Origin of the sequence: Pandoraea horticolens, from assembly GCF_902459555.1 — a bacterium.
GTDB classification, from domain to species: domain Bacteria; phylum Pseudomonadota; class Gammaproteobacteria; order Burkholderiales; family Burkholderiaceae; genus Pandoraea; species Pandoraea horticolens.
This window is the reverse complement of sequence record NZ_CABPSM010000021.1, coordinates 44,277-64,734: the sequence shown is the minus strand read 5'-3', so window position 1 is coordinate 64,734 and position 20,458 is coordinate 44,277. Positions and strand designations below refer to the sequence as shown.

Here is a 20,458-nt window from a genome sequence, read left to right as displayed (position 1 = left end):
AGGACTTCACGCGCTCGCGTTCCCCCGGCCGGAGCCGTGGGCACCGTTCCTCCCCCGTTTCGCGAGGTGAGCATGCCGGCACGTATTGAAGATTACGCAATGATTGGCGACTGCCGCAGCGCCGCGCTGGTCGCGCGCGACGGCTCGATCGACTGGCTTTGCTGGCCATATTTCGATTCCCCTGCCTGCTTCGCTGCGCTCCTCGGCGGCCCCGAGCACGGCCGATGGAAGCTCGCTCCCGATGATCCCCACGCCACATGCACACGGCGCTATCACGACGACACGCTGATTCTCGAGACTCGTTTCGAGACGGTGGAAGGCTGCGTTGCCGTGATCGACTTCATGCCGTTGCGCGACGGCGCCGCCGATCTGGTGCGGCTGGTCAAGGGCATACACGGCACCGTTTCGATGTCGATGGAACTGATTCTGCGCTTCGACTACGGTGCGTCGGTGCCGTGGGCGCGAGCGCTCGACGCCGACGATTCGACCGGGCCGGGCATGCGGCTCATCGCGGGACCCGACAAAGTGGTAGTGCGCACGCCGGTGGCGATTCAGGATGTGCCGGGCAGTCTGCGCGCGCGATTCGACGTGAAGGCGGGCGACGCGGTGCCGTTCGTGCTCTCTCGCGTGCCGTCGCATCACGCCGACCCGCGCGAGATCGATCCGCTCGTGGCGCTGGCCGATACCGAGCGTTATTGGCGCACATGGGCCAACCGCTGTCAGCTTGACGGCCGCTGGACCGAAGCGATTCGCCGGTCGCTCATCGTGCTCAAGGCGCTCACGTTCGTACCGACGGGCGGCGTGGTCGCTGCGCCGACCACATCGCTTCCCGAGCAACTCGGGGGCGAACGTAACTGGGACTATCGCTATTGCTGGTTGCGAGACGCCACGCTCACCTTGCAGGCGCTCATGCTCGGCGGTTACTACACCGAGGCGAGCGACTGGAGTCACTGGCTGGTGCGCGCCGTAGCCGGCGCACCATCGCAGGTGCAGATCATGTATGGACTTTCGGGCGAGCGGCGTCTTCCCGAATGGGAAATCGACTGGCTGCCGGGCTACGAAGGGGCGAAGCCCGTGCGTGTGGGCAATGGGGCGGTCGGACAATTGCAGCTCGACGTTTATGGCGAGGTGATGGATGCCTTGCATCAGGCGCGTTTGGGTGGCTTGCAGCCGGCCGATGCCATGTGGGAGGTGCAGACGAAGCTGGTCGCCCATCTCGAAACCGTCTGGCGCAAGCCGGACGAGGGCATCTGGGAGGTGCGCGGCGGATGTCAGCACTTCACGTATTCGAAGGTGATGGCCTGGGTGGCGTTCGATCGCGCGATCAAGTCGGCCGAGCGCTTCGGATTGCCGGGGCCGATCGATCACTGGCGGCACCTGTGCAGGGAGATTCATGCGGACGTCTGCGCGCACGGCTTCGACAAGGCGCGTAATGCGTTCATGCAAGCCTACGGTTCGGCGGAGATGGATGCGAGCGCGCTGATGATTCCGCTGGTGGGTTTCCTGCCGGCCGACGACCCGCGCGTCATCGGCACGATCGAAGCGGTCGAGCGCGAACTCATGCACAACGGGCTAGTGCAGCGCTATCGCACGAGCCGCGTCGCCGATGGCTTGCCAGCGGGCGAGGGCGCGTTCCTCGCATGCAGCTTCTGGATGGTCGATTGTCTGGTGATGATCGGCCGTCATGCCGACGCCCGGAAGTTGTTCGAGCGATTGCTGTCGTTGCGCAACGACGTTGGCCTGCTGGCCGAAGAGTACGACGCGCATCACTCGCGTCAGGTCGGTAACTTCCCGCAGGCGTTTTCGCACATCGCGCTCGTGCACGCCGCGATCCGGCTTGAAGCGCTTGCCGACGACGATCGGGCAGACAATGCGGCGGACGAACGCGCCGACGAAGACGAGGCACGCTTCGAGCATGTGGGCTATCGGGCGGTCGGGGCCTGACGCACGAGGAAAGGGGGCGCCGCTCGCGCGTTTTCCGGCTGACGGCGGCCACGGTTTAAGGAAATCGGTCGGATTGCCGTAAATGCTTATAAGTCCTTACTTTCTCGGTGTCTTGCCGAGCCCCCGTTCTCATGACCATCATCACTCCTATCAAGGGAAATGCGACATCCGGATTGCGGGACCTGTGGCAATCGCATATCCAACAGCAACAGGCAGAGAGGTCGCAAGCGGCAGTCAATCCGGTCGATAGCGCAGGCAAGTTGGGCGTGCCCGCCAGTGCCGCGAATTCGGCGGGCGGGGCGAATGTGGCCAGTGCCACCAACGCCACCGGCAACAGCGACGCCAGCACGGACAATGGGTCGAGCGCTAGCCGCATCGATACCCAAAGGGTCGACACGGGGCGTGGCGCTCAGGAGGGGGCCGCGCAGACGGGCAAGGCGGTGAGTGGCGGTGCGGACGCGGGCAGTAGTAGCAACCCCATCGTTGCCGAGACGATCAAGAAACTCAAGGCGATGCTGGCGAAGGTCATGGCGCAGCTCGACGCCGTGCGCAACAACGATCGGCTCCCGCCGGAAGACAAGCTTCAGCAGACGACGGCGTTGTCCGCGCAGGCAATGTCGATTCAGGCGCAGATCATTGCGCTGATGAACCCGACCAAGACGAGCGGCACGCGCGTCAACACGACGGCCTGAGACGTTCTGCCGTGAGCGCTGATGCAAGATTCGCATCAGACGGTCAGGCTAGGCGCGCTAGAATTCTGCTTTCGCTTAATTCTTCGTATAGGCATCGGCCAGCCGTCATGCCTCGTCAAGGCGCCGCATGAAGCAAGACAAGACTCTTACCGCCCTGCTATGGATCGTCGCGGCGGGCTTTTTCATGCAGGCGCTCGACACGACCATCGTCAACACGGCGCTGCCCGCGATGGCGGCGAGCCTTGGCGAGAACCCGCTGCGCATGCAGCCGGTGGTGGTCTCCTACTCGCTGACGATGGCCCTGCTGACCCCCGCGTCGGGCTGGCTGGCGGACCGGTTCGGCACGCGCCGTGTCTACTTCGTTGCGATTGTGCTGTTCGTCCTCGGCTCGATTTGCTGTGCGATGGCGCACACGCTGCCGCAGTTGGTGGTCGCGCGCATTCTGCAGGGCGCGGGCGGCTCGATGCTGCTGCCGATCGGGCGTCTCGCTGTGCTGCGCACTTTCCCGGCCGGCGAATATCTGGCGGCGCTTGCCTTCGTGTCGATTGCGGGGCAGGTGGGGCCGATGATCGGTCCGGTGCTGGGCGGCTGGTTGGTGCAAGTCGCTTCGTGGCACTGGATATTTCTCATCAACGTGCCGATCGGCGTCGTCGGCAGTCTGGCGGTACGGCGCTACCTACCACATCCCACGCAAGATGAAGTAATCGACACGGGTTTCGACTGGATCGGCTTCGCCTTGCTCTCGGTCGCGATGGTGTCGTTCACGCTGGCGCTCGATCATCCGTTCTCCGATACGGGGTGGGGGGTGTCCGTGGGGCTGGCATTGCTTTGCATCGTCACCACGCTGGGGTACTGGCCGTATGCCCGGCGTCGCGCCGCTCCGCTATTCCCGCTTGAACTCTTCGAGACGCGCAGTTTCAGTCTCGGCCTGCTGGGCAATCTCGTCGCCCGTATCGGCAGCAGTGCGGTGCCGTTCCTGTTGCCGCTGCTGCTTCAGGTGGCCATGGGCTACAGCCCGCTCGCTTCGGGGCTGATGCTGCTGCCGATTGCGCTCGCCGGCGTGGTGGTCAAGCGCATGGTCACGCCGCTGGTGCTGCGCCACGGCTACACGCGCTTTCTGATGGTCAACACGGCCGTCGTCGGGGGCTCGATCGCCAGTCTTTCGCTGTTCGGCCCGGGCTGGCCGATGTGGGTTGGATTGCTGCAACTGGCAGTGTTCGGCGGCGCGAACTCGATGCAATTCGCTGCAATGAACAGCGTTACGCTCAAGGATCTCGGCACACGTCGTGCCAGCGCAGGTAACGGTTTGTTCTCGATGGCGCAGATGCTGGCGCTGGGGTTGGGGGTGACTATTGGCGGCCAGTTGCTGGCGCTGTTCGGTCATCTGGCCGGGCCGGCGGGCGAGGTGGGCATGGGCGGCACGGTAGCGGGCTTTCGCATGACGTTCGTATGCGTCGGCCTGATTACGCTTGCTTCGGCGCTAGTGTTCCGCCGCGTGGCAGATCCGGCCGCGGTCGCCGACGGTGGCGAGACGCAACCCGCGTCTGCCACCGATCTCAAACGCTAAGCGCGCGGCTTACTTCTTTACCAGCGCACACTTCGACTCGGCCAAGGGCGCAAACGCCTTGTCGGCCGGAATCGTCTCCAGGATCTTGTACAGATCCCATTCCGACTTCGATTCGGCCGGCGTCTTGACCTGCACCAGCAGCATGTCGTGCACCAGTTTGCCGTCTGCACGAATCTGGCCGTTGCGGATCACCGGGTCGTCAATTTTCATCGATTTGAGCTTGGCCATGACGGCATCGGCCTCGTCTGTGCCCGCCGCCTGCACCGCCTTCAGATAGTTCAGCACTGCCGAATAAACGGCCGCCTGCATCATCGTGGGCATCTTCTTGTGCTGCGCGTAGAAGCGCTGCGCGAACGCCCGTGAACGGTCGTCCTGATCCCAATAGAAGCCGTTGGTGAGAATCATGCCCTGTGCATTCTTCAGGCCCATGCCGTGGACTTCCGTAATCAACGACAGCAGCGGTGTGAAGACCTGTTTGCCACCCTGAATGATGTTGAACTGCGAGGCCTGTTTGACGGTGTTGAGCGTGTCGGTGCCCGAGTTCGCCAGCGCAATGACCTGTGCCCCGGACGTTTGCGCGCGCAGCAGATACGACGACAGATCAGGCGAGTTCACCGGGTGTTTCACCGAGCCCACGACCTTGCCGCCCTGACGCGTGAGAATCTCGCTGGCGTCTTTCTCCAACGCCTGACCAAACGCATAGTCGGCGGTGATGAAGTACCACGACTTGAGGCCGCGACGCAGCAGCGCCTGCGAGGTCGAATTCGCGAGCGCATAGGTGTCGTACATCCATTGCACACTGTGCGCCGTACATTGCTCGTTGCTGATGGCGGACGAACCCGCGCCGGTCACGAGCGCGATCTTCTTCTTTTCGTCAGCGATGCGATCAACCGCAAGGGCGACGTTCGAGAACGTAAGGTCGGTAATCATGTCGACCTTGCCCCGGTCGTACCACTCGCGCGCGATGGTGGCGCCCGTGTCGGTCTTGCCCTGCGAATCCGCAGAGACCAACTCGATCGGCGCACCAAGCACCTTGTGATCCCGCGAGAAGTCGTCGATTGCCATGGTGGCGGCAAGCACACTGCCTTTGCCCGCGTTGTCGCTCGATACGCCGGACAGGTCGGTCAGTACGCCGATCTTCACTACACCATCCGAAATGCCACCGGCCGACGCCGCATGGACGGTGGTGACGGCGCAGCCGAGTGCGGTGAGAGCGAAGGAAGCGGCGACGGCTATCGTACGGCGCAAGTGGCCGGTGAGGCTGGGCATGTCTTTGTCTCCAATGTTCAAGTGATGACGCCCCGTCGGCCGCCCTCTCTTTCGGATGGCTGATGCCGCAAGGCCTCGAACATATTAAACATTTCGTAATCGATTGCGCAATCCGTAATGCTAGCCGGGTGTATTGGGATTTTCCTGGCCTTTCGCATTTCCGCTAGACGGCGTATGTGCTGACTCTACGCTCGGTTCACGACGCGTCGTCGCGCCCCAACGACGGATCGGAGCCCCTTTCCGCCTCTCAGACATAAACCCAACTCGCTGCAGAAAGGGGCCCCGATCCGTCTCTCCCGATTCCCTTCGCTCCTTGTCCTCCCCCCCCGTACCAACCGTTTTCCCGTTCGATAATCATGCGTTGTTTCTCTTGAGCTTACGGCTCGCGCCGCCTGACCATCGGCCGAAGGCGCCAAAATCGCCGAAAATCAACTTCAGAACCTGCCCAGGAAATCCCAGAGGATCAATCCGTCCATGCCTCTTCCTTTTGAGTACCAGAACCCAACGCTCCAGTTCGAGCGCTTTATGCTGGACGCACGTGACTGCGCAGGGCTTGCCACGACAAACATGGCATGGAATATGGTTGTCGGTGTTTTGCACACCTACCGCCGCAGGCTAACTGTCCAACAAATTGCGCGCTTCTGCTCGGTCTTGCCACCTGTTGTTCGAGCCCTATTTATTGAAGGTTGGGACCCGGATCAGCCCATTCTTGAATTCGGCTCAGACGCACAGCTTCTCGAGGAAGTCCGCTCCGTCAGACGGCAACACAACTTCTCGCCTATCAACGCTATTGCCTCAGTTGCTGAAGCGCTACGCCGAAACATCGACGTGCCCGCTTTCGACCTCATCTTGTCTGAAATGCCGGATGGCTCAACGCATTACTGGCAAGGGATCGGTATTGCGCCCTAACTACGACTTGTGGCGCCGCCATGAGCGTGCGCCGAGGCGAAGCGGCTGAAGGAACTAGAGGTGGGATACAACCGGATCAGGAAACTACCGGTCGAGTCGATGCCGGAAAACGAGGTCACGCGCGAGGTCAGACAGTGATCATCGTGCCGGAGCGCACAATTAGCGGGCATGCGCTGACGTGCATCCCGGATTGGACGGGCCAGTCCTGCTCAGGGGCAGGACCGGCCGTTCTTTTGAGAAAGCGCGTGAGCGCGCTCAGCCCTGGCAGCGAGGCGTTGCGCCCTGCGCGCTGGCGGCAATGGCGTTGCCGATGCTCTTCGCCAGACGGTCGACCAGCCGGCGTTGTGCGGCAACCACTTCGGCAACCCCACCCGAGGCAGGCTCCGTGCCCGCGAAGCGGCAGGTCAGCATCATGTCGCCCGGCACCCGGCGAACACTCCAAACCGCTGTGAGCACAGCCCGTTCACCCGGCGTGGACTCAAAGCGCTGGATCGACGTCGACACCCGATATACGGCGAGCGCATCGGCACGGGGCACCCCATATACGTCCATGGCACCTAGACGCCGCGTGAGGTCGCGTGAGATCGTCGACGTCAACTCGTTCTTGAGCGGCGCGGCCCAGCGGGATTCCTCGAGAATATCGACACGGCCGCCACCACGGGTAACGACGATTTGCGGCCGGTCGACCTGGTCGGGCACGCTCACCGGAGAGATTTCGATGGCGTAAGGCGTTGCCGGCGCGTTGGTGCTGGCCGCAGCGGCACCGCCCGAGGCGGCGGGGCCGGTGGCATCGGTCAGCGTGTAGAAGCTCGACGGCGGCGATGCACAACTGGCAAGCATCAGCGTGAGGGCGGCTAGTGCGACACCGGCCATCGGCGTCGCACGGCGGCGCGGGCTGCGGATCATCTCAATGGGCCTCATCATGGTTGCGGATCCTTCGGTTTGCCGCGCAGCAACGCCTCGGGGTGCTGCTGCAGATAGTCGGCGAGCGTGTTGAGCGAACGCAGGGTCTTGGTGAGCTCCTGCATGGCCTGACGAACGTCTTGTTGCACCGGGGCGTCTTCGGAGAGTGTGCGCTCGGCAGCGCCGAAGCTCTTCTTCGCCTCGCCGAGCGTAGCCTTCGCCTCGGGCGCGATCTCGCCGTCGAGCTGGCGGAACAGACCCTGCGCACTATCGAGTGTCTTGTCGAGCTTGCGCAGCGACGAGTCGAGGCTCTGCCCGATGCTGTCGAACGGAATCTTGTCGAGCTTGCTCGCGATGTCGGCGATCTGAAGCTGCAACTGGTCGAGCGTGTTGGGCACGGTCGGCATGATCAGCACGTTGTCGACATGTTCGGCTTTGGCAGGTTTCGCGTTCGGGAAGAAGTCGAGCGCCACGTACAACTGGCCGGTCAGCAGATTGCCGGTGCGCAACTGGCCACGCAGACCACGCGCGACGAGCGCATCCAGAATCTGATGGCGGACGGCTTCGGTGGGCTCTATTTCGTTTTTCGTGGCGCGGCGGTGCAGACGTTCAGGATAGACCTGCACCGTCACCGGCATATTGAGCCGCTTGTTCACCTGGTCGAATTCGACGCCGATCGACGTCACTTCACCCAGTGCTACGCCCCGGAAGTCCACCGGTGCGCCTACAGCCAGACCGCGCAGCGACTGCTGGAAGCGGAACACGACCGTGACCGGATTGGTGTCCGGCGCCTTCATGGCCGTGGTTTCATCCGGCGCCAGACGGAATTCCTGGCCCGGCTTGGCCATCACCCCGGCCCCTGAGTCGGCCGGTGCCTGGAAGGCAATGCCGCCAATGACCACGGATGCCAGCGACTGGGTGTTGACCTGAAAGCCGCTCGAGTCGAGCCGGAGATCGATGCCGCTTGCGTGCCAGAAGCGCGTGTTGGTGCCGACGTACTGATCGTAGGGGGCTTGTACGAAGACGCGTAGTGTCACGCCTTTGCCGTCCTGATCGAGCGAGTAGGCTTCGATCTGCCCGACCTGAATCCGGCGGTAATAGACAGGCGAGCCGATGTCGAGCGAGCCGATGTCTGCCGCATGCAGGATGAACGGCTTGCCAGGCTGGCCGGTGGAGACGACTGGTGGCACTTCGAGACCGGTGAAATGATTCGAGGTATCCGCCGATTTGCCCGCGTCGGCGCCAATGTAGGCGCCCGAGAGCAGTGTCGAGAGACCGGAGACGCTGCCCCCGGCTACTCGCGGGCGCACGATCCACCAGCGTGAATCCTTGACAGCAAATTTCTTGGCGTTCTTGGTGAGGTCGACGGTGACGCGCACATGTGACAGATCGTCGGACAGTTCAATGCTCTTGACCGTGCCGATGTTGACGTCTTTGTATTTGACCTTCGTCTTCCCGGCTTCGATGCCTTCGGCCGATTTGAAGTTGATAACGACACTCGGTCCGCGCTCGATGAGTACCTTGGCAACGAGCGACAGGCCAATCAGGGCGGCCACCAGCGGAATCAGCCAGACGAGCGACGGCGCCCAGCGTTTGCGTGGCTCGATGATCGGCGTTGGCAGGTCGTCGGCACCGGGCGGCGGCACCGCCTTCGGGTCTTGCGAGTCTTTCGGTTCAGTCATGATCGTCCTGTTCGGAATCGTCGTCTCGGATCTGATCCCAGATCAGGCGAGGGTCGAACTGCATGGAGGCCAGCATCGTGAGCACGACCACCGAGCCGAAAGCCAGGATGCCCGGCCCGGCCTGAATCACCGCCAGCGATTGAATATTCACGAGTGCCACCATCAGTGCCACGACGAAGACATCGAGCATCGACCAGCGGCCAATGAACTCGATCATGTGGTACAGCTTGGTGCGTTGATGCGGATTCCAGCCGGCGCCCCGCTGCGCGGTGAAGCACAGCAGCGAGAGCGCAATGAGCTTGAGCATGGGGACGAGAATGCTCGCCGTGAAGACGACGATGGCCAGATCGTACTCGCCGCTGTTCCAGAAGTAGATCACCCCGCTCATGATGGTGTCGCTGGAGTTTCCCAGCAGCGAGCGCGTCTGCATCATGGGCAGTACGTTGGCGGGTATGTACAGGATCGCGGCGGCGATCAGCAAGGCCCAGGTGCGGGCAAGACTGTCGACTTTGCGCTGGTGCAGGACGGCGCCGCAACGCGGGCAGCGCGCTTTCTCGATCGTCTTGACGGCGCGCGAGAGCCGCCCGCACGCGTCGCATGCCACGAGTCCGGCGTCTTTGGCGGAACGGAATTTCATCGTTGCGCCGCCCGCGATCTTGCGGTGCCGGCCGCATCCGGGGCCGGCATGTGGTCGATCACGATCCAGAGATTTCGCAGGTCGTACGACAAGACCAGCGCCAGCAGCACAGTGAGCGCCCCGAACGCCCACAGCGCCACGCCAGGTAGCACGCTCGCCATTGCCGAGAGTTTGACCAGCGAAACCAGTACTCCCAGCATGAAGACTTCGATCATGCCCCACGGACGGCAGAATTCGATGGCGCGCATCACATGGAAGACGCCATATGGCTGCCGGCCCAGCGAGAGCGGGGTAAACAGATGCACCAGTGCGAGCAGTTGCAACAGGGGAAACAGCACGGTCGTGGCGAAGACCAGCAGGGCGACGAGCCACATGCCTTCGCGATACAGCGCCCAGGCGGCGCCCACGAGGGTCGTCTCCATATAGATGCCTTGCACCTCGATCTCGACAATGGGGAAGGCGTTCGCGATGGCGAACACGATCAGGGAAGTCAGGGTGAGCGCGAGCACGCGCGACAGACGCAAATCGGGGGCACGGTACAGAACCGAGTGGCAGCGCGCGCAGCGGGCAGCCTCCCGCGGCGGCAGGTCCAGGCGACGGTGCAGCGTGTCGCAGTTCGGACATGCGATCAGGTTCGTCACGTCGTCTTCCGGGGGCAATATATCCATTACCGGGGGGCGCGACCAAAGTGACGCTCAGAATACCAAATTGGCAAGGAAGTTCCCTCGTAGTCAGGCACAACGCATGATGCGGCACGATTTGTGCTGAGTCACGGAAAACATGCTGTCTTTGCTCTATACTCGACAAACTCCCGCATAGATTCAAAAGATTTGAGGAGAAATCCCCATGCTAAACATGTCGAGGCGCCAGTTTCTCAAAGTGAGTGGCGCAACGCTTGCCGGGTCCAGCCTGGCAATGCTCGGGTTCGCACCCGACGCGGCGCTGGCGGAAGTCCGTCAGTTCAAGCTGGCGCGAGCGACCGAAACCCGGAATACCTGCCCGTACTGTTCTGTCGCTTGCGGCATTCTCATGTACAGTTACGGTGACGGCGCGAAGAACGCGAAGAAGAGCGTTTTCCACATCGAAGGCGATCCCGATCACCCGGTCAATCGCGGCACACTGTGCCCGAAGGGTGCCAGCCTGATCGACTTCATTCACAGCCCGAATCGCCTCATGTATCCGGAGTACCGCAAGCCGGGTTCGGACAAGTGGGAACGCATTTCCTGGGACGATGCGCTCGATCGCATCGCCAAGCTGATGAAGGCCGACCGCGACGCCAACTTCGTTGAAAAGACGGACGACGGCATGACGGTCAATCGCTGGTTGACGACGGGCATGCTCGCCGCATCGGCATCGAGCAACGAAGTCGGTTACATCACGCACAAAGTCATCCGCAGTACCGGGATGCTGGGATTCGATAATCAGGCGCGTGTCTGACATGGCCCGACGGTGGCAGGTCTTGCCCCGACGTTTGGCCGTGGAGCGATGACGAACCATTGGGTCGACATCAAGAACGCGGATCTGGTACTCATCATGGGCGGCAACGCAGCCGAGGCACACCCGTGCGGTTTCAAATGGGTGACCGAGGCGAAGGCGCACAACAAGGCGCGCCTGATCGTCGTCGACCCGCGCTTCAACCGTTCGGCATCGGTCGCGGATTACTACGCCCCGATTCGTACCGGCACGGATATCGTCTTCCTCGGCGGGTTGATCAACTACCTGCTCACGAACGACAAGATTCAGCACGAATACGTCAAGAACTACACCGATTTCACCTTCCTGGTGAAAGACGAGTTTACGTTCGAAGACGGCATTTACTCGGGTTATAACGCCGAGAAGCGTACTTATGACCGCAGCTCCTGGGATTACCAGAAGGGCGCCGACGGCTACGTGCTTACCGACCCGACGCTGCAACACCCGCGCACGGTGTTCCAGTTGATGAAGCAGCACTACTCGCGCTACACCATCGATATGGTGGAGCGTGTGTGCGGCACGCCAGCCGACAAGGTCGAGTACATCTTCAAGCAGATTGCCGAGTGTTCGACGCCGACGCGCACCATGACCATCATGTACGCGCTGGGCTGGACGCAGCACTCCATCGGCTCGCAGATGATTCGAACCGGCGCGATGGTGCAACTGCTGCTGGGTAACATCGGTGTGGCGGGCGGCGGTATGAACGCGTTGCGCGGTCACTCGAACATCCAGGGTCTGACCGACCTCGGATTGATGACCGATTTGCTGCCGGGCTACATGTCGCTGCCGAAGCAGGCCGAGCAGAGCGTCGACCAATACCTGACGGCGCGCACGCAAAAGCCGTTGCGTCCGAACCAGCTCAGCTACTGGCAGAACTATCCGAAGTTCTATGTGAGCCTGATGAAGGCGTGGTGGGGCGACGCGGCGACGGCAGAGAATAACTGGGCGTACGACTATCTGCCCAAGCTCGACAAGCCGTACGACCTGCTGCAGGTGCTCGAGCTGATGAACCAGGGGAAAATGACCGGCTACATCGCGCAGGGCTTCAACCCGCTCGCGGCTGCGCCGGGCAAGTTCAAGTGGGATCAGGCGCTCGCCAAGCTCAAGTTCCTGGTCATCATGGACCCGCTGGCCACCGAGACGTCGGAGTTCTGGAAGAACTTCGGCGAGCACAACAACGTCGACTCCAGCAAGATCCAGACGGAGGTGTTCCGCCTGCCGACGACCTGCTTCGCCGAAGAAGACGGCGCGCTGGTCAACTCGGGCCGCTGGCTGCAATGGCACTGGAAGGGCGCCGAGCCGCCGGGTGAAGCACGCACCGACATCGAGATCATGACGGGGCTGTTCTTGCGCCTGCGCGAGATGTACAAGACGCAGGGCGGTAAATTCCCCGACCCGATCGTCAATCTGTCGTGGCCGTATGCCCAGGCGGAGAGCCCGTCGCCCGAGGAAATCGCCAAGGAATACAACGGCCGCGCGCTCAAGGACATCGTTGATCCGAAGGACCCGACCAAGGTCACGCGCAAGGCCGGTGAGCAATTGGCCGGCTTCGCGGAACTCAAGGATGACGGCAGTACCTCGTCCGGTTGCTGGATCTTTGCCGGTGCCTGGACACAGGCGGGTAACCAGATGGCACGCCGCGACAACAGCGATCCGACCGGTATCGGTCAGACGTTGAACTGGGCGTGGGCATGGCCGGCGAACCGTCGCATTCTGTATAACCGTGCGTCGGCCGACCTGACGGGCAAACCGTTCAATCCGAAGCACAAGCTGGTGTGGTGGAACGGCAAGGCCTGGACGGGAGCCGACGTGCCCGACTTCAAGGTCGACGAGGACCCGGCGGGCGGCATGAGCCCGTTCATCATGAACCCCGAGGGCGTGGCGCGCTTTTTCGCGAAGGCGGGCATGGCCGAAGGGCCGTTCCCCGAGCACTACGAGCCGTTTGAGACGCCGCTGGGCTACAACCCGCTGCATCCGAAGCAACCCAAGGCCACCAGCAATCCGGGCGCACGCGTGTTCCCGGACGATCTGGCGACGATGGGTACCGTGGATAAATTCCCGTATGTGGCGACGACCTATCGTCTGACCGAGCACTTCCACTACTGGACCAAGCACGCGTTGCTCAATTCGATCATCCAGCCGGAGCAGTTCGTCGAAATCGGCGAAGCACTGGCGAAGGAGATCGGCATTGTGGCGGGCGACACGGTCAAGGTGTCGTCCAACCGGGGCTTCATCAAGGCCCGTGCGGTCGTCACCAAACGCATTCGTGCGCTCAAGGTGGAAGGCAAGACGATTCATCACGTCGGCATTCCGATTCACTGGGGCTTCAAGGGAGTGGCCAAACCCGGGTTCCTCGCGAACACGCTCACGCCGATCGTTGGCGACGGCAATTCGCAGACTCCCGAGTTCAAGTCGTTCCTGGTGAAGGTCGAGAAGGCATAGGGAGGCGCCATGGCACTGCAATCACTTGATATCAAACGGCGCTCGGCAACGACCTTGCCGTCGCCCTCGGTGCGCGAGGCGCACACGGGCGACGTCGCCAAACTCATCGACGTCTCGAAGTGCATCGGCTGCAAGGCTTGCCAGACGGCGTGCATGGAGTGGAACGATCTGCGCGACGAAGTTGGCGAGAACGTGGGCGTGTACGACAATCCGCGCGACCTGTCGGCGGACTCGTGGACGCTCATGCGCTTCACCGAGTACGAAAACCCGAAGGGCGACCTCGAGTGGCTCATCCGCAAGGATGGCTGCATGCATTGTGAGGACCCAGGCTGCCTGAAGGCCTGTCCGTCGCCGGGGGCGATCGTGCAATACGCCAACGGCATCGTCGATTTTCACGAAGAGAACTGCATCGGCTGCGGGTACTGCATTACCGGGTGCCCGTTCAATGTCCCGCGCATCTCGCAGAAGGACCACAAGGCCTACAAGTGCACGTTGTGTTCCGATCGTGTGTCGGTCGGGCTGGAGCCGGCGTGCGTGAAAACGTGTCCGACCGGCGCGATCATGTTCGGCACCAAGGACGCCATGAAAGATCAGGCGGCCGAGCGTATCGAAGACCTGAAATCGCGGGGCTTCGACAACGCGGGGCTCTACGATCCGGCGGGAGTGGGCGGCACGCACGTGATGTATGTGCTGCATCATGCCGACAAGCCGTCGCTGTACCACGGCCTGCCGGACAACCCGCGCATCAGCCCGATGGTGACGTTCTGGAAGGGCATCGCCAAGCCGCTGGGCGTGGCCGCCATGGCGTTCACCGCGATTGCCGGCTTCTTCCACTACATCAAGACCGGTCCGAACGAGACGGCCGAAGAGGATGAGGAGCAAGCCCGCCGGTACGATGCATCCCGCAAGGGAGATGGTCCCGATGGCCAGAAGGGCGTCGTCACGCACGAGGAGGTCTGACCATGTCGCACGAACCAAGCGATCGTAAGGACGATCTGATCGAGCGTTACAACGCCGCGGAGCGCATCAACCACTGGATTGTCGCGGGCACGTTCATTCTGCTCGCGCTCTCCGGGCTGGCGCTGTTCCATCCGTCGATGTTCTGGCTCACCAATCTGTTCGGCGGCGGGCCGTGGACGCGGATTCTGCATCCGTTCGTCGGGCTGGTGATGTTCGCCGCCTTCGTGTGGCTCGCGCTGCGGCTTGCCCGCTACAACAAGTTCGAGTCGCGCGACACGGAGTGGATGAAGAAGATCGGCGACGTGCTCAACAATCGCGAAGAGAATCTGCCGGAGGTGGGGCGCTACAACGCCGGACAGAAGCTGCTTTTCTACGTGATGGTGTTGTGCATGATCGGACTGCTGCTCTCGGGTATCGTGATCTGGCGCGCGTATTTCGCGTTCTACTTCCCGATCTGGGTCGTTCGTCTGGCATCCGATGTGCATGCGGTGTGTGCATTCGTGTTGATTTGCGGCATCATTACGCACATCTACGCGGCAATCTGGATCAAGGGTTCCGTGCGCGCCATGACGCGCGGTACCGTTACCCGCGGCTGGGCGTGGAAACACCATCGCGCCTGGTACAAGCAACTCAACAAATGAGTCCGGCCCAGGTGGCCGGACGCTCTTACGAGGCCGGCCACCTTGCAACGCATTCTTGAACCCGGACAGATCGAGTCGCTCGATCGCACTTCCATTCCCCGTTTGCGCATGCCGCAGCGTGCCGAGGTTTTCTCGGTACGGGCGGCGCGTTTGCGTCAACTTGCCGACGGCCATCCGCTGGGCGATTATCTGCGGCTAATGGCCGCACTTGTCGACGCGCAGCAACGCGTGCTCGACAACTTCCAGCCAGAACGTCCGTCCGTCGAATCCATCGAGCAGGCACAGCGGCACTGCATGCCGCTCGTGCCCGCCACCGGCGGATACGACGCGGGGCGCTGGCAGCCGCTGCTCACACCGCTGCTCGACGTCGTGGCGGCGCAGCCGGACTTGCCGGCTCCGGTTCGCGGGGTACTCGATCGGATTCGTGCAACTGATCCGGCCACGCTCGAAGCCGGGGCGCTATCGCTGCTCGCCGGGCACGGCAAAGGCGTCGACGCCGCGAGCGCCCCGTTTCTGATGGCCGCGCTGCAAGTGCTCTGGACGGGCGTGGCAAGCACGTTCGACGCAGGCGAAGTGCCGATGCTCGACGTGCCCAATGTCTGCCCGGTGTGCGGCACGCTGCCGGTGGCGAGCGTCGTTCGTATCGGCGGCGCGCATGAAGGCTATCGCTATCTCGCCTGCGGACTGTGCTCGACCGAATGGCATATGGTTCGCGTGAAGTGCACCCATTGCGAAGCGAGCGAACATGTCGCGTACCACGTCGTCGACAAGTCGGGGGACGCTGCGGTATCGAACGCACAAGCCTTGGCGGCGGCCAATGCCAATGCCAATGCCAATGCCAATGCCAATGCCAATGCCGAGGCCGAGGCCGAGGCCGACGTCGCCAAGGCCGCCGATGGCCGTCCGAAGCTCGACGAAGCGGCCAAGCGCGTTGCGTCTTCACCCATCCGGGCGGAGTCGTGCGACGACTGCCACAGTTATCGCAAGATCTTCTATCAGGACAAAGACCCGTTCGTCGAGCCGGTTGCCGATGACCTCGCGAGCCTCGCCCTCGACGTATTGATGGGCGAAGCGGGTTACGCGCGGGCCAACGGGAACCCGTTGCTCTGGCAGAACACTGAAGACGCTTAAGGGGACGGGGATGGCCGAGCACGATCGCGGGCTGGCGGGGGCGGCGGATCTGCCGTCGCTTGACCGGCTGTTGGGGATGTCCGAGTTTCAGGCCGCGCTGGCCGACTTTGGCCGCACACAAGTCACGGCTGCCTTGCGTTGCGATCTCGACGAATGTCGCGCGGCGGCGCTGACGGGCACGCTGACGCGCGACGCACTCACGCCGGCCGCTTTCGGGGCGCGAGTGACGCACACCCTGACCGAGCGCAACCGGGGCACGCTGCGTCCGGTTTTCAATCTCACGGGCACGGTACTGCACACGAATCTCGGGCGCGCGTTGCTGCCGGAGGCTGCCGTCGAGGCGGTCATGCAGGCGCTCACCGCCCCGGCCAACCTCGAATTCGATCTGGCTACAGGCGGACGCGGCGACCGCGACGATCTCGTCGCGCCCCTGCTGTGCGAGTTGACCGGCGGCGAGGCGGCAACTGTCGTGAACAACAACGCAGCGGCGGTGCTGCTGATGCTGGCCACGCTCGCCAAGCGTCGTGAGGTCGTCGTCTCGCGCGGCGAACTGGTGGAGATCGGCGGCGCGTTTCGCATCCCCGACATCATGACGCACGCGGGCGCGAAGCTCGTCGAGGTGGGCACGACCAATCGCACCCATGCCGCCGACTATCGCAATGCCATTGGCGACAAGACGGCGTTGCTGATGAAAGTGCATTGCAGCAACTACGAAGTCTCGGGCTTCACCAAGAGTGTCGACGTTGCCGAGGTCGTGCAGATTGCCCGGCCGCACGGTGTGCCGGTGGCGGTGGATCTCGGCAGCGGCACGCTTGCGCCGTTGGAGCGTTGGGGCCTGCCGCACGAGACGACCGTGCAGGAGACGATTGCGGCGGGTGCCGATCTCGTCACCTTCTCCGGCGACAAATTGCTGGGCGGGCCACAGGCGGGCATGATAGTCGGACGCAAGGATCTCATCGCCAAGATCAAGAAGCACCCGCTCAAGCGAGCGCTGCGCGTCGGCAAACTCACGCTTGCGGCGCTGGAGCCGGTGTTGCGTCTGTATCGCGATCCCGATCATCTGACCGAGCGGCTCACCACGTTGCGGCTGCTCACGCGTACACGCACCGACATGGCGGCGCAGGCGGAGCGTCTCACCCCGGTTCTTGCGAAGTCGCTGGGCGATGCCTATACCGTCACCGCCGCGCCGATGGTGAGTCAGATCGGCAGTGGCGCGTTGCCCGTTGAGCAGCTTCCGAGTTACGGGCTGGCGATTGCGCCTGCCGGTGGTGGCAAGCGCGGCAGCGGTCGTGCGCTCGCCAAACTCGAAGCGGCGTTGCGCGCGCTGCCGTATCCGGTGATCGGCCGCATTGCTGATCAGACGCTGTGGCTCGATCTGCGTTGTCTCGAAACGGAGGAAGAGGCGCGGCTCGCGCTGCAATTTGCGGAGCTTCGTGCATGATCGTGGGCACCGCAGGTCATATCGACCACGGCAAGACGAGTCTCGTTCGCGCGTTGACCGGTGTCGACACCGACCGGCTGAAGGAAGAAAAGGCGCGCGGCATTTCCATTGAATTGGGGTATGCCTACACACCGTTGCCGGATGGGGAGGTGTTGGGATTCATCGACGTTCCCGGGCACGAGAAGTTGATTCACACGATGGCGGCCGGTGCGGTCGGCATCGACTTCGCGTTGCTGGTGATCGCGGCGGACGACGGCATCATGCCGCAGACGCGCGAGCATCTCGCCATTCTGACGATGCTGGGCGTGCGGCGTGGCATGGTGGCGCTGTCCAAGGCGGATCGTGTCGATGCGGCGCGTCTGGCGGCGGTGACGCAAGAGATTTCGCAATGGCTCGCGCACACCCCGCTGGCGCAAGCTGACGTGGTGCCTGTGTGCGCGACGACGCCGGGCGATGCCGGTGTGGCGGTGTTACGCGAGTCGTTGACGCGGGCGGCGCAGGCGCTGAGCGAGTCCGGCAACGCAACGCGCCGCAACGACGCCGTATTCCGACTGGCCGTGGATCGCGTCTTCACACTGGCGGGCCAAGGCACGGTCGTGACCGGCACGGCGTTCGCCGGCACTGCGCACGTGGGGGATTCTCTCACTGTGATGCCGCAGGGACTGCCGGTGCGGGTGCGCAGCATCCATGCACAGAACCGGCCGGTGGAAGCGGGCAAGGCAGGGCAGCGCTGCGCGTTGAATCTGGCGGGCGTCGAGCGCGACCAGCTCGGGCGCGGCGACTGGATCGTTGCTGCGGGATTGTCGGGGCCGTCGACGCATGTGGACGTCGAGCTGCATTGGCTGGAAGGCAGCGCGCCTCTCACGCAATGGTTTCCGCTGCATGTTCATTTAGGCACGGCGCATATTCAGGCCCATACGGTGCTTCTCGAAGGCGACACGCTGGCGCCGGGAGGCACGATGCGTGTGCAGTTGGTCTTCGATACCCCTGTTTGCACAATGCCGGGCGACCGCTTCATCGCGCGCAATCCGCAGGCGACGGCAACCGTCGGCGGCGGACGCATACTCGACCCGGCGGCGCCCGAACGAAAGCGTCGTTCGGCTGCACGTCTGGCGTGGCTCGATGCCGTTGCGCGTTATCTCGATGGCGACGGACTCGATGCGCTGCTCGCGCAGTCGGCATTCGGGCTGACGAGTGCGCAGGTCGTGGCGCTGACCGGGGTGCCTGCCGGGCAATGGCAGTGGCCGGCGAACGCCGTGGTGCTTCCCGAGGCGGAGGGCGAGTCGCTGGCGTTTGCGCCGCAGGCGTGGGACAACGTTCGCAGCCGGGTGCTCGATGCGCTGCGCGACTATCACGCACGCGTACCGGACGAGCCGGGTCTCGATGCCACACGTCTGAGCCGCATGACCTGGCCGTCGCTGGACGCCTTGCGCTGGCGTATTGTGGTGCGCGCGATGTTGGTCGAAGGTGTGCTGGCGCGCACGGGCGCGTGGTTGCATCTGCCGGCGCACCGCGTCGAAATGACGGATGAGGAGAATGCGCTGGCCGAAGTGTTGCTGCAGCGCGTTGCGCAGGGGCACTTCAATCCGCCTTGGGTCCGGGATATGGGACGCGAGCTGAACGTGCCCGAAGAGCGGGTGCGCTCGGTGTTGCGCAAGCTCGCGCGGCAGGCACGCGTGCATCAGATCGTCAAGGACCTGTTCTACGACGACACGTGCGTGCAGACGCTGGCAGGCATGATCGCCGGTGCGGACGGCAAGGTCGAAGCCGGCGTGTTTCGGGATGCGACGGGATTGGGCCGCAAGCGTGCGATTCAGATTCTGGAGTTCTTCGATCGCGCGGGATATACTCGCCGCGTTGGCAATTTTCATGTGCGGCGCCCCGGTGCGGTGTGGGGCGCGGCGTAAGTCGATGTAGGGGTGACGTTATCGTTAGGTAGCCTGCGCAATGCAGGATTGCTTGCCGCGTCATCGAGCAAGTGAAATGGTTTTGTCTTGAGGAAGGCATCCGTATCCGGTGATGCGGCCGGGCTTCAAACCCGGTTGGGGGCGTCAGCCGCTCCCAGGTCGGTTCGACTCCGGCTGCTTTCCGCCAGAAATTCTTGTGTGGTGTAACAAGATGCCCGTCGACGCCTCACAGCCGTTAACGGGCATTTTTGCTATGGCGAGCGTGGCGTTCGGGAAACCGGCGGCCAAGCCCATCGGCGACACGTAGGGCGAGGCGAAGTTGGCCTTATCGGCCCCGCGGCAGGTGACGAAGGATCGTGGCGACGGCCTGCTTCACCGATATGGTGGCAGTATCGATGACGAGAGGTTCGGCATCCAAAGCATCGTATTGACGTTCGAGCACGCTTTCCCATGTCGGCAGGTTGTGGCCGAGAATATCGGCGCATCGACCCTCGACCCTGGCACGGTGCATAGCCGCATCGGAGCAAATCAGCGCAACCTCGACGATAGGCACGCTGGCTTCGTGCGCCACACGTCGCCAGGCACTGCGCGTCACCCGCAAGGCATTGACCGAATCCGCGATGACGGTCTGCCCAAGGCGCAAATTGTCTTTCGCCACGGCATAACCAGCGAGATAGCCGGCAGGCCCCACATCGGCACCGCAGCTTCCAGACGCGATAAATGCCTGCTCCAACGTATCGATGCGCAGATAGACGGCGGCAATCTCGCGAGCGAGCGCTTGCGCCACGGTTGTTTTTCCGGTGCCCGGCAGTCCGGCGAAGGCGATCAACATTCGCGAGGTTCTCACTAAGGTGCGGTCA

The 20,458-nt window shown here is 63.1% G+C and carries 15 protein-coding genes, 1 tRNA gene and 1 pseudogene; 11 read left to right on the top strand and 6 right to left on the bottom strand.

Annotated features, from left to right (window positions below):
- Positions 1-72 precede the first annotated feature (72 nt).
- From PHO31112_RS23970 to mdtD, 3 genes and pseudogenes are all read left to right on the top strand, one after another.
- On the top strand, positions 73-1,944 hold the full coding sequence (locus PHO31112_RS23970) for a glycoside hydrolase family 15 protein (RefSeq protein WP_150623783.1): 1,872 nt from the start codon (positions 73-75) through the stop codon (positions 1,942-1,944).
- A gap of 131 nt (positions 1,945-2,075) precedes the next feature.
- Positions 2,076-2,636: a FlxA-like family protein gene (locus PHO31112_RS23965; protein WP_150623781.1), complete on the top strand. Its 561-nt coding sequence runs from the start codon at positions 2,076-2,078 to the stop codon at positions 2,634-2,636.
- A 109-nt stretch (positions 2,637-2,745) separates the two neighbouring features.
- Positions 2,746-4,203 (top strand): annotated as a pseudogene (gene mdtD / locus PHO31112_RS23960) (multidrug transporter subunit MdtD); the annotation flags it as partial.
- Between the two features lie 9 nt (positions 4,204-4,212).
- Here the strand turns inward: mdtD and PHO31112_RS23955 are convergent.
- Entirely contained in the window at positions 4,213-5,472 is a 1,260-nt protein-coding gene (locus PHO31112_RS23955; protein WP_150623777.1) for an ABC transporter substrate-binding protein, read from the bottom strand.
- Between the two features lie 474 nt (positions 5,473-5,946).
- Between PHO31112_RS23955 and PHO31112_RS23950 the strand changes: the two genes are divergently transcribed.
- Entirely contained in the window at positions 5,947-6,381 is a 435-nt protein-coding gene (locus PHO31112_RS23950) for a DUF2267 domain-containing protein (RefSeq protein WP_150623775.1), read from the top strand.
- A 255-nt stretch (positions 6,382-6,636) separates the two neighbouring features.
- Here PHO31112_RS23950 and PHO31112_RS23945 read toward each other — a convergent pair whose 3' ends face one another.
- The 4 genes from PHO31112_RS23945 to PHO31112_RS23930 are packed head-to-tail and all read right to left on the bottom strand — an operon-like array spanning position 6,637 to position 10,271.
- The gene (locus tag PHO31112_RS23945; protein ID WP_150623773.1) at positions 6,637-7,305 is read right to left on the bottom strand and encodes a PqiC family protein; all 669 of its coding nucleotides are present in this window, start codon (positions 7,303-7,305) and stop codon (positions 6,637-6,639) included.
- Positions 7,302-8,966 (bottom strand): PqiB family protein, encoded by a 1,665-nt coding sequence (locus tag PHO31112_RS23940; protein WP_150623771.1) that lies wholly within the window; start codon positions 8,964-8,966, stop codon positions 7,302-7,304. Before PHO31112_RS23940 ends, PHO31112_RS23945 begins: the two co-directional genes overlap by 4 nt.
- Positions 8,959-9,603 carry a paraquat-inducible protein A gene (locus PHO31112_RS23935; protein ID WP_150623769.1) on the bottom strand — a complete coding sequence of 215 codons (645 nt, stop codon included), beginning with the start codon at positions 9,601-9,603 and terminating at the stop codon, positions 8,959-8,961. Before PHO31112_RS23935 ends, PHO31112_RS23940 begins: the two co-directional genes overlap by 8 nt.
- Positions 9,600-10,271 carry a paraquat-inducible protein A gene (locus tag PHO31112_RS23930; protein ID WP_246178520.1) on the bottom strand — a complete coding sequence of 224 codons (672 nt, stop codon included), beginning with the start codon at positions 10,269-10,271 and terminating at the stop codon, positions 9,600-9,602. Before PHO31112_RS23930 ends, PHO31112_RS23935 begins: the two co-directional genes overlap by 4 nt.
- Before the next feature lie 178 nt (positions 10,272-10,449).
- On the opposite strand from PHO31112_RS23930, the gene fdnG reads away from it, so the two are divergent.
- From fdnG to PHO31112_RS23895, 7 genes are all read left to right on the top strand, one after another.
- Positions 10,450-13,518 carry a formate dehydrogenase-N subunit alpha gene (fdnG, locus tag PHO31112_RS23925; protein ID WP_150623767.1) on the top strand — a complete coding sequence of 1,023 codons (3,069 nt, stop codon included), beginning with the start codon at positions 10,450-10,452 and terminating at the stop codon, positions 13,516-13,518.
- A 9-nt stretch (positions 13,519-13,527) separates the two neighbouring features.
- Positions 13,528-14,478, top strand: coding sequence for a formate dehydrogenase subunit beta (gene fdxH, locus PHO31112_RS23920; RefSeq protein ID WP_150623765.1), 951 nt, complete (start codon positions 13,528-13,530; stop codon positions 14,476-14,478).
- Between the two features lie 2 nt (positions 14,479-14,480).
- Positions 14,481-15,119 carry a formate dehydrogenase subunit gamma gene (locus PHO31112_RS23915; RefSeq protein ID WP_150623763.1) on the top strand — a complete coding sequence of 213 codons (639 nt, stop codon included), beginning with the start codon at positions 14,481-14,483 and terminating at the stop codon, positions 15,117-15,119.
- A gap of 51 nt (positions 15,120-15,170) precedes the next feature.
- Positions 15,171-16,250 (top strand): formate dehydrogenase accessory protein FdhE, encoded by a 1,080-nt coding sequence (gene fdhE, locus PHO31112_RS23910; protein WP_150623812.1) that lies wholly within the window; start codon positions 15,171-15,173, stop codon positions 16,248-16,250.
- Positions 16,251-16,260: 10 nt separating this feature from the next.
- A complete protein-coding gene (gene selA / locus PHO31112_RS23905; RefSeq protein WP_150623761.1) occupies positions 16,261-17,691 on the top strand; it encodes an L-seryl-tRNA(Sec) selenium transferase in 1,431 nt (476 codons plus the stop codon).
- The gene (selB, locus tag PHO31112_RS23900) at positions 17,688-19,598 is read left to right on the top strand and encodes a selenocysteine-specific translation elongation factor (RefSeq protein ID WP_150623759.1); all 1,911 of its coding nucleotides are present in this window, start codon (positions 17,688-17,690) and stop codon (positions 19,596-19,598) included. Before selA ends, selB begins: the two co-directional genes overlap by 4 nt.
- A 91-nt stretch (positions 19,599-19,689) precedes the next feature.
- Positions 19,690-19,785: transfer RNA gene (locus tag PHO31112_RS23895), tRNA-Sec, on the top strand.
- A gap of 138 nt (positions 19,786-19,923) precedes the next feature.
- Here the strand turns inward: PHO31112_RS23895 and PHO31112_RS23890 are convergent.
- Positions 19,924-20,430: a P-loop nucleotide/nucleoside kinase family protein gene (locus tag PHO31112_RS23890; protein ID WP_150623757.1), complete on the bottom strand. Its 507-nt coding sequence runs from the start codon at positions 20,428-20,430 to the stop codon at positions 19,924-19,926.
- Positions 20,431-20,458: the final 28 nt, after the last annotated feature.

Bases quoted from the DNA above. Each gene is read 5' to 3' on its own strand.
- PHO31112_RS23950 (WP_150623775.1), top strand. From the start codon at position 5,947: ATGCCTCTTCCTTTTGAGTACCAGAACCCAACGCTCCAGTTCGAGCGC.
- PHO31112_RS23930 (WP_246178520.1), bottom strand. From the start codon at position 10,271: ATGGATATATTGCCCCCGGAAGACGACGTGACGAACCTGATCGCATGT.
- PHO31112_RS23890 (WP_150623757.1), bottom strand. From the start codon at position 20,430: ATGTTGATCGCCTTCGCCGGACTGCCGGGCACCGGAAAAACAACCGTG.
- PHO31112_RS23940 (WP_150623771.1), bottom strand. From the start codon at position 8,966: ATGACTGAACCGAAAGACTCGCAAGACCCGAAGGCGGTGCCGCCGCCC.
- PHO31112_RS23945 (WP_150623773.1), bottom strand. From the start codon at position 7,305: ATGATGAGGCCCATTGAGATGATCCGCAGCCCGCGCCGCCGTGCGACG.
- PHO31112_RS23965 (WP_150623781.1), top strand. From the start codon at position 2,076: ATGACCATCATCACTCCTATCAAGGGAAATGCGACATCCGGATTGCGG.
- PHO31112_RS23915 (WP_150623763.1), top strand. From the start codon at position 14,481: ATGTCGCACGAACCAAGCGATCGTAAGGACGATCTGATCGAGCGTTAC.
- PHO31112_RS23935 (WP_150623769.1), bottom strand. From the start codon at position 9,603: ATGAAATTCCGTTCCGCCAAAGACGCCGGACTCGTGGCATGCGACGCG.
- selA (WP_150623761.1), top strand. From the start codon at position 16,261: ATGGCCGAGCACGATCGCGGGCTGGCGGGGGCGGCGGATCTGCCGTCG.
- selB (WP_150623759.1), top strand. From the start codon at position 17,688: ATGATCGTGGGCACCGCAGGTCATATCGACCACGGCAAGACGAGTCTC.
- PHO31112_RS23970 (WP_150623783.1), top strand. From the start codon at position 73: ATGCCGGCACGTATTGAAGATTACGCAATGATTGGCGACTGCCGCAGC.
- PHO31112_RS23955 (WP_150623777.1), bottom strand. From the start codon at position 5,472: ATGCCCAGCCTCACCGGCCACTTGCGCCGTACGATAGCCGTCGCCGCT.
- fdxH (WP_150623765.1), top strand. From the start codon at position 13,528: ATGGCACTGCAATCACTTGATATCAAACGGCGCTCGGCAACGACCTTG.